Source organism: Bacteroidales bacterium, from assembly GCA_018334875.1.
In the GTDB taxonomy this organism is placed as follows: Bacteria; Bacteroidota; Bacteroidia; order Bacteroidales; family UBA12077; genus JAGXLC01.
The window spans coordinates 1-7,495 of the sequence record JAGXLC010000209.1 but is presented as its reverse complement, the minus strand read 5'-3'; the positions used below and the strand labels follow the sequence as shown (position 1 = coordinate 7,495).

The window sequence follows — 7,495 nt, the reverse complement described above, 5'->3', positions numbered from 1 at the left end:
TCACCATAATCAGATAACGGTTCATTGGCCTTATTGTTCTTATCTTTTTTGCTCATAGCAGCTTGTGTTTCCTGCAAAATTAGCAAATTTTCTATTCACATTCAAGAAAAGTGGCTTACTTTGCCTGGTCATCAAGTTTATCGGCCAGGCTGATGCCCTACCGGACATAACCTGCCGCGGAATACCTTGGCTGAGTTAATTGATATGAATTAAAGGAACAAATCACACATAAAAAGCAGAAAAAGATTTAAAAACAGGTAACCTGGCAATAGGTATAGATTCAGAAGAAGCATAAACCTATCGCATGGCTTTCCCCGTTCCGCAGAGCCACGCCGCGGTACCCCCTTTGTAGAGCTACGCCGCGATCTACATAGGGGGGTATGTTTTATACCTGGTCAGGGTAGGTCTGGAACTACCCCTCACCTTGCTTTATACCTGGTCAGGGTAGGTTCGGAACAAAACAAGCCTTCCTTTTTATATATCATGGGGTTGCTCTTAACATGGCCGGGGGATATTTTATACCTGGTTCGGGTAGGTTCAGAACTACCCCATATTATGTTTTATACCTGGTTCGGGTAGCTCCGAAACTACCTCTACCTTATTTTTTACCTGGTGAGGGTAGGTCAGGAACAAGGTCGGATTTGATTTTTACCTGGCAGGGGGTAGGTTCGGAACAAGGTCGGGGTTCCCTTTTACAAGGTCAGGGTAGGTTTGGAACAGGGTAGGTTCTGTTATTTAGATGGTCAGGGTAGGTTTTAAAATGGTCTGGGTAGGTTCAGAAGGACCCCCTGTCTTGTTTTTAACAAGGTAGGGGGTCCTTCGGGGATAAGGTTCCTCTGCCAATCATTCCGGTTTATTCTGCCTCCGGCTCGGGTTCATCATTTGAACGGTCCCAGGCAAAAAAGGCCTTCAGGTCGTTAAGAACGGAATCTATGCCCGGCACACCATTCCTGGAGGCCGTCTTGGATGAATCGTAGATGCTCAGTCCTCCCGTCCAGAGATTTTCACCTATTGCGGCCGCAGTATCCGATAAACCCTCTCCAACACGTTTGAACTCGGCGCCCAATGCCACAAGCTGTTCATAGAGCTTCATGCTTTTCTTCATCTCCTCAATATCCACATAATTGGGAACAATCCGCGGATCTTTTTCACCATAGGCAATGGTTTTTTCTACAAAAGGCTTTCTGGCACTGTTCATGACCGAGCGTGATTGCCGCTCTTCGGGGGTCATGTCAATTAAAAAAGGCATTTCATCCTGAATGCCTTTCAGGTTGTCCCGATTCTTTTTAATCTGTCATCAGACATTTCTACAGAAATTTGATTTTTCATGATTCCTCCTGTTTTTAGTGTTTAAAATTTGACCCTCCCAATATACCATATTTCAGGAAAAAAAAATAAATAAATTGTAGAAAAAATTTGATTGCCAGGAAACAGACCAGGCATAAGGTATAGAAGAAGCGCTGTCAGACTGTTATGTTATTAAACATGGTTACATTGTTGAAGGAAGTGGCAATCTTCTTGCTATTGCTGTTAATATTAAATTCCAGTCATTTCTGCAGTCCGGCATAAAAAGGGTTACCTGTTATCAAAAGGTATGGTAAAGCTGAACGTGGATCCCCGGCTGACTTCACTTTCTACCCAGATCTTACCGCCGTGCTGCTCTACAAACTCCTTACAAAGAATAAGCCCCAGGCCGTTACCTTTCTCTTTGTTGGTGCCCGGTGTCGAGAAGGTGTTTTCAATATAGAACAGCTTATCAGCAGTTTCTTGCGGCATACCCACACCTGTATCTTGCACCGAAACCACTGTTTGTTTTTCTTCCCGGTAAGCCTTTATATCAATGCTCCCCTGATTGTGAGTAAATTTGATGGCATTGGACAGAAGATTTCTCAGGATGGTCTCAAGCATGAACCGGTCGGCATAAACCGCCAGATCCGGTTCCACTGTCTTGCTGAAGGCAATGTTTTTTTCTCCCAGATTGGCTTTCATGAGTTCGGTAATTTTATCTAATAGAGAGGACATATCCAGGGTTTCCGGCTGGAAATCCATTTTGCCCCTCTGCACCCGCGACCAGTGCAACAGGTTGTTCAACAAATCAAAGCTGTGCCGGGCTGATTGATAGACAGTTTCGCAGTATTTTTCAAGCTTGTCATAATTTTGGTTTTTAATGCTCTTCAAAGCCAGCTCCGAAAATCCCAGGATGGAATTGAAAGGATTGCGCAGGTCATGGGCTATTATGGAGAAAAGTTTATCCTTGGTGGCATTGAGTTCCCGGAGCTCCTCCTCCTGTTTTTTCAATTGGGTGATGTCTCTCAGAATGGCTCCAAATCTTTTGCCATGAGAAGTTTCGATCTTAAAAACGATATCTTGTATATAAATGGAATGTCCTTTCCTGGTCTGTGCATTAATGACATAAGGTTGATCGAATAAATAATCGGCTCGACCCTTTATCACATCGGTCAAACCTTTTTTTATACCCTCATATTTTTCTTGATTTTTGCGTGCCTCCGGTACGAGCAAAAACATGAAATCCCATATGGTTTGCCCAACTACCTCATCTTCCCGGTATCCGGTTATTTTTTCATGGGCTTTGTTGACAAAGATTATTTTTCCGTTTTCATCAGCCATTCGGATGCCATCGGAGGAATGGTTGACAAAAGTCCTGAACATTTCTTCGCTTTCCCGTAGGGCCTGCTCGGCCTGTTTCCGTTTGGTGATGTCCCGGATGAAAGTCTGAATTTCACCCTCATCCTTGTAAGAAATTATTTTGCTGCTGATCTCAACGGGTATGATCAAATCTTGTTTGCTGATTAGCTCTGTTTCAAGCAATATTTGTTCTTCCCAAGCTTCGTTTTTAATGGTTCTTTCGATTGAAGGGCGTGCATTGGGGCTGTGAATTAATTCCAACCCTGTTTTCAAAAGTTCTTCCCGGGAATACCCAAGCAACTGGCAGGCATTATCATTGGCAAAGGTGATTGTTCCTTTGAAATCGTGAATGATGAGGGCATCGTTGGTATTTTCCACGATGGTACGGTAACGTTCCTCACTTTCCCGCAGCGATGCTTCCGCTTTTTTTCGTTCGGTGATGTCATGGAAAACAGCAATTGATCGTAAAAAATTACCGCTTTCATCATGTTCTGATATGGCCGAAAGCAACACATCCATGATCTCCCCGTTTTTTTTCACCAACTGATAGGGCACGTTCTTAGCGTATCCTTTACGGAAAAAATCGGGAAGGGCAACATTTTTTGCATATTGTTTTGAATCTTCAGTAAGAAAATCAGTGGATGGACGATTTATTACTTCATACCCTTGATAGCCGGTTGTTTCCAGCCAATGGTTGCTGACTTCAATAATTTTTCCTTCGGAATCGATGGAATGAAGCATGACTGGAATGTTGTGGTAAATGTTTTGATAGTATTTTTCACTGGCTTCCAGTTCCTTTTGCTCTAATTCGCGGATGCGCTTTTTTAGATGTTCATTCTCTTTCCTGAGTGTTTCCCGGGATGGCTCGTCATCTTGCATAGGCTTAAGGAATTGATAAAAGTAGCTTACTTTTATCTGGCTTTGTTTTAAATGACAAAGTTAATAAAAAAATCCTCTCAGAATTAGAGGTCATTTATAGCCTTGCAGCTACCCGGAGCATAAACCTCAATGCTGCATGCTGATGAAGGACTCGTATTCCGGGAAGAACTTGTTGATAATGGTCAGGTCAAACTTCGACATGATGGATTCTTTGGATTCCCTTTCCAGCAGGAATTCAAAAGACTTTTTAATGAGGTCTTCCTTGGATATAACTCCGCCGGTAAGTTTTTTGTGATACTTATCATCCAGCGTTACGGTATGGGTTGAACTGGAGCCACTTTCCTCAACGTTTACGCGGAAAGTATTTTCATCTTCTTTTTTTACTGTGATCATAATACGGAATTTTTGGATTAAAAATATAGACCGGTTTACACCTTTTTTTATGTCTGTAGTGCTTTCTTATACTTGTATCAAGTTGTTATTCTCCAAAGATAATATTTACGGTTCGGAATTGCAATAAATATTTGAGATGAATTTGGTTTTTAGCCGAGCTTATATTCTATTATAATTTATCATCCGATATTAAAATTCATTAACAAAACCTTTTGTATTCCAGTTTAAATGAATTGGTTTTATTACGGCATTCTATTTTAACTATTAAATTTTACTATACATTGATTTAATCCAATAAAAAATTTGTACTTTTGCTAAACATTATTTAAACACTACTATAAAATCAATAAGTTATGAGTGACAACAGTTCAAAGATTCATTTAAGGATTGGAGATATTGAAATTTCCATCGAAGGTACACCGGAATTTGTAGGCAAGCAATATCAACAAATGGAAAAGGAGCTCAACCTGGGACGGAAGATCACTGAGTCTGTTAAGGAAACAACCCCTGCTGCTCAGAAAGAAGAACCTTCTGAAACAAAAGAGGCTCCAAAATCTGAAAAATCTTCAGGCGCTCCAAAAACACAAAAGAGCCAGGCCAAAACTTTGACTAAAGAAGGCTTTGACGAATGGCTGAAAAGGTTGCCCAAAGGGTTAAAGAACAGGGATAAGGCTTTAATAGCCGGGTTTTATAATCAGCTTAATTCCAGGAATAATGTTTTCCGTGTACGGGATATGAACAACACGCTCAAGGAAAACGGAATTAAGATAACCAACCCCTCCAGTCTGATCAAGAACGTGGCAAAGTCCGAGACAATCATCAAACAGGTCTCCAGGGTCGGCCGGCAGGTTTATTATCAGTTTACCAAAGAAGGGGAGAAGTATATGAATGATCTGCTTTCCGCTAAGAAATGATGGTGTAAAAGGGCGGTAGATTTATATCCCTGGGTTATTATTATCATGCTATCCTGAGTCATATTTATGGATTTATGACTTGGGATAATTTATTGCTACTACCGTATGGATCTACTTCATGCAAACCTTTGAGAGACACACCATGGTGTGTCTCTACCAACTCCCTGTAAGATCATATTCCCGTCAAGAATCAATATCTTCAAACTACATATCTCCTCTTCTCATTTTCCCGTCTTCCCGTTTTCTCGTCTTCCCGTCTTCTCATTTTCCCCTCTTCCCGCTTTTCAGTACAATTTTCCTTGCCAGGTCCTTGTCCATGGCTGCCTGGGTTCGGTCAATCTCCAGTATAAAAACGGGATAGCGCTGCAGCACCCTAACGATCCTTCCCGGCAGGATACCCATGGCCAGCAGTTTTTGTAGGTTTTTGCTGTCTTCCGTGATCAGCCGTTTTACCACCGCTGATTGGCCCTTCTTCAGCATATCCAGCGTAATTTCTCCTTCAGCGGGTGAATCGGTTTGATTTTGATCATTATGCATGAATACCGGAGCTTTTCCATTGTTAAAGGCCAGCATCTTTTCGGCCCATTCAAAGTGTAACAAACGAATGGTTGCTATTGTTCTTGTGAGTGCTATATGTCTTATTGTCATAGTTATTGGTTTGATTTTACTCTTGATTTGTTGGTTATTCTGATTTTGTCTTGTTCTTTTTGGAGAACAGATTTTTAAAGAATTTCAGCGAGTCGGGTTCCGGTACATTCTCATACCCACAGTTGGGGCATTTGATGAGTTTGCAGTTGGATATCGGGCAGCTTCCGCATGCCGAATATCCCTGTCCTTCCGTATATTCCATTCCACAAAACGAGCACTTGATCATGGTTACCTCCTTAAAGCATTATATTAAAAGCGTTGAATACAAAATTGAGCAGCCATCCCATTGCGAAGGCGAGCACCAGCACGAAAAGGAATATACTTAAGGCCGTTTTTGTACCCCTTTCCTTGAACATAACCATAAGCTGTGCAATACATGGTACAAAGAGTGTCAGTACAACAGCGGCGATGGTCAATTGGCCTGCCGACAGCATTTCTTTCATGTCGTATAATCCGGCAGCTCCGTAGTCACGTCGGAAAAAACCGAAAAGGAAGACATCCGAGGTGCTGTCGGGAAGGCCGATGGAATTGACCAGAGGTTCCAGACCCTGCAAAATATATGGGAATACGCCGGTTATCTGCAGCAGCCAAATTACAACACTGGCAATGATAAACAGGGGAAAGACCTCTTTAAGGTACCAAACAATACGGGCATAGGTTTTGGTCAGTACATTGGATATTTTAGGTGTTCTTAGCGGAGGCAGTTCCATGAAAAATGTAGGCTTTTGTCCCGGCAGGATTTTGGAGACCAGGAATCCTACAAGCAGGAAGTTGGCGATGATTACCAGGGTCCATATAAGCAAAGCTTTGGGGAATGGTGAGAGCAGGGCAAATATTACACCAAGCTGTGCCGAGCAGGGGATGGCCAATGCCAGGAGAAGCGTTGCAATAACCTTTTCTCTTTTTGTTTCCTGTGTGCGGGTGGTTATGGTAGCCATGGTATCACAGCCCAGCCCCAGCACCATTGGTATCACCGCACGTCCGCTCAGTCCGATCTTCTTGAATATCCTGTCGATTAAGAGTGAAAGCCGGGGGAGATAACCTGAATCTTCAATAACAGAAAAAGCCAGGAAAAAGGTTCCCACCACTGGTAAAATGATCGCTATGGCATAGGTGAAGCCCAGTGTGATCAATCCGTACTCCCCGATGATTAACTGTTGGATGGCTGAGGAGCCGGTCAGGCTTTGTACAGCTTCTGCTATTGCAGGATTGATATATTGCCCAAAAAGTTTACCTTCAATAAAGTCTACCACGGTTCCGGCTCCGAATACGCCTACGAATTGGTAGAATACCAGGTACAGGATCAAAAGCATGATGGGTACACCTGTCACCGGACGGGTCATAAGGGTGCTTAGCTTTTCGCCGATCCGCAGCCTTTTCTTTTTAACCTGAATCGTTACTTCTTCGCTGATCCGCTCAGCCTCTTCGTGTAACCTGATCTTCATTCTATAGATCAGTGATTCCTTAATCTCTTTACGGGTATGGGTGATGAGGTTTTTGATCGCTTCATAAGATTCGGGTTCTTTGTCCATGACCAGGCTATGGGCATCCTTGTCATCCTGCATAAGCAGTTGAGCCAGGCTTCTTTTGTGGAAGGAATACTTCCCGTCGAGCAAATCCTGAATGTCTCCAAGTTTTTCCTCAATGGTTGGTTCAAAAGGAATGACCTCATGGTGGTTGTTTCTTTGGTAATTCAGAATGTGTTTCAGAATTTGATTGATCCCTTTTCCTGTAACGGCTACCGTAGGTACGACAGGGATGCCTGTTTCCCTGGACAGCTTTTCCGTATCGATGCTGATGCCTTCTTTCTCCGCTTCATCCATCATGTTTACCACCAGGATAACCCTGAGCCCCGTTTCCGAAAGCTCCATAGCCAGCGGCAACATTCTCTTCAGGTTTCTTGCATCAACCACATGGAGAATAAAACTGGGCTTGTTCAAAAGGACGGATTGTTTGGCAACCCTTTCCTCTTCCGTAATGGGCAGCAATGAATACATCCCCGGCAAATCCCAGAT

At 42.8% G+C, this 7,495-nt stretch carries 7 protein-coding genes; 1 reads left to right on the top strand and 6 read right to left on the bottom strand.

Features of this window, described 5'->3' with window-relative positions:
- Positions 1-853 precede the first annotated feature (853 nt).
- The 3 genes from KGY70_14470 to KGY70_14460 form a co-directional block, all read right to left on the bottom strand.
- Complete coding sequence (locus KGY70_14470) at positions 854-1,249, bottom strand: hypothetical protein (protein MBS3776396.1); 396 nt, start codon at positions 1,247-1,249, stop codon at positions 854-856.
- 326 nt (positions 1,250-1,575) lie between these two features.
- Positions 1,576-3,525 (bottom strand): PAS domain-containing sensor histidine kinase, encoded by a 1,950-nt coding sequence (locus tag KGY70_14465; protein ID MBS3776395.1) that lies wholly within the window; start codon positions 3,523-3,525, stop codon positions 1,576-1,578.
- Between the two features lie 126 nt (positions 3,526-3,651).
- Complete coding sequence (locus tag KGY70_14460) at positions 3,652-3,918, bottom strand: hypothetical protein (GenBank protein ID MBS3776394.1); 267 nt, start codon at positions 3,916-3,918, stop codon at positions 3,652-3,654.
- Between the two features lie 353 nt (positions 3,919-4,271).
- On the opposite strand from KGY70_14460, the gene KGY70_14455 reads away from it, so the two are divergent.
- A complete protein-coding gene (locus tag KGY70_14455) occupies positions 4,272-4,832 on the top strand; it encodes a hypothetical protein (GenBank protein ID MBS3776393.1) in 561 nt (186 codons plus the stop codon).
- A 261-nt stretch (positions 4,833-5,093) separates the two neighbouring features.
- Here the strand turns inward: KGY70_14455 and KGY70_14450 are convergent, their stop codons facing one another.
- The 3 genes from KGY70_14450 to feoB all read right to left on the bottom strand — a co-directional run.
- On the bottom strand, positions 5,094-5,480 hold the full coding sequence (locus KGY70_14450) for a ferrous iron transport protein A (GenBank protein MBS3776392.1): 387 nt from the start codon (positions 5,478-5,480) through the stop codon (positions 5,094-5,096).
- A 34-nt stretch (positions 5,481-5,514) separates the two neighbouring features.
- Positions 5,515-5,706 carry a hypothetical protein gene (locus tag KGY70_14445; protein ID MBS3776391.1) on the bottom strand — a complete coding sequence of 64 codons (192 nt, stop codon included), beginning with the start codon at positions 5,704-5,706 and terminating at the stop codon, positions 5,515-5,517.
- A gap of 10 nt (positions 5,707-5,716) precedes the next feature.
- A partial coding sequence (gene feoB / locus KGY70_14440; GenBank protein ID MBS3776390.1) for a ferrous iron transport protein B occupies positions 5,717-7,495 on the bottom strand: 1,779 nt, incomplete at its 5' end.

Excerpts from the sequence above, each read along its gene's own strand:
- KGY70_14470 (MBS3776396.1), bottom strand. The coding sequence starts at position 1,249 with ATGCCTTTTTTAATTGACATGACCCCCGAAGAGCGGCAATCACGCTCG.
- KGY70_14465 (MBS3776395.1), bottom strand. The coding sequence starts at position 3,525 with ATGCAAGATGACGAGCCATCCCGGGAAACACTCAGGAAAGAGAATGAA.
- KGY70_14460 (MBS3776394.1), bottom strand. The coding sequence starts at position 3,918 with ATGATCACAGTAAAAAAAGAAGATGAAAATACTTTCCGCGTAAACGTT.
- KGY70_14455 (MBS3776393.1), top strand. The coding sequence starts at position 4,272 with ATGAGTGACAACAGTTCAAAGATTCATTTAAGGATTGGAGATATTGAA.
- KGY70_14450 (MBS3776392.1), bottom strand. The coding sequence starts at position 5,480 with ATGACAATAAGACATATAGCACTCACAAGAACAATAGCAACCATTCGT.
- KGY70_14445 (MBS3776391.1), bottom strand. The coding sequence starts at position 5,706 with ATGATCAAGTGCTCGTTTTGTGGAATGGAATATACGGAAGGACAGGGA.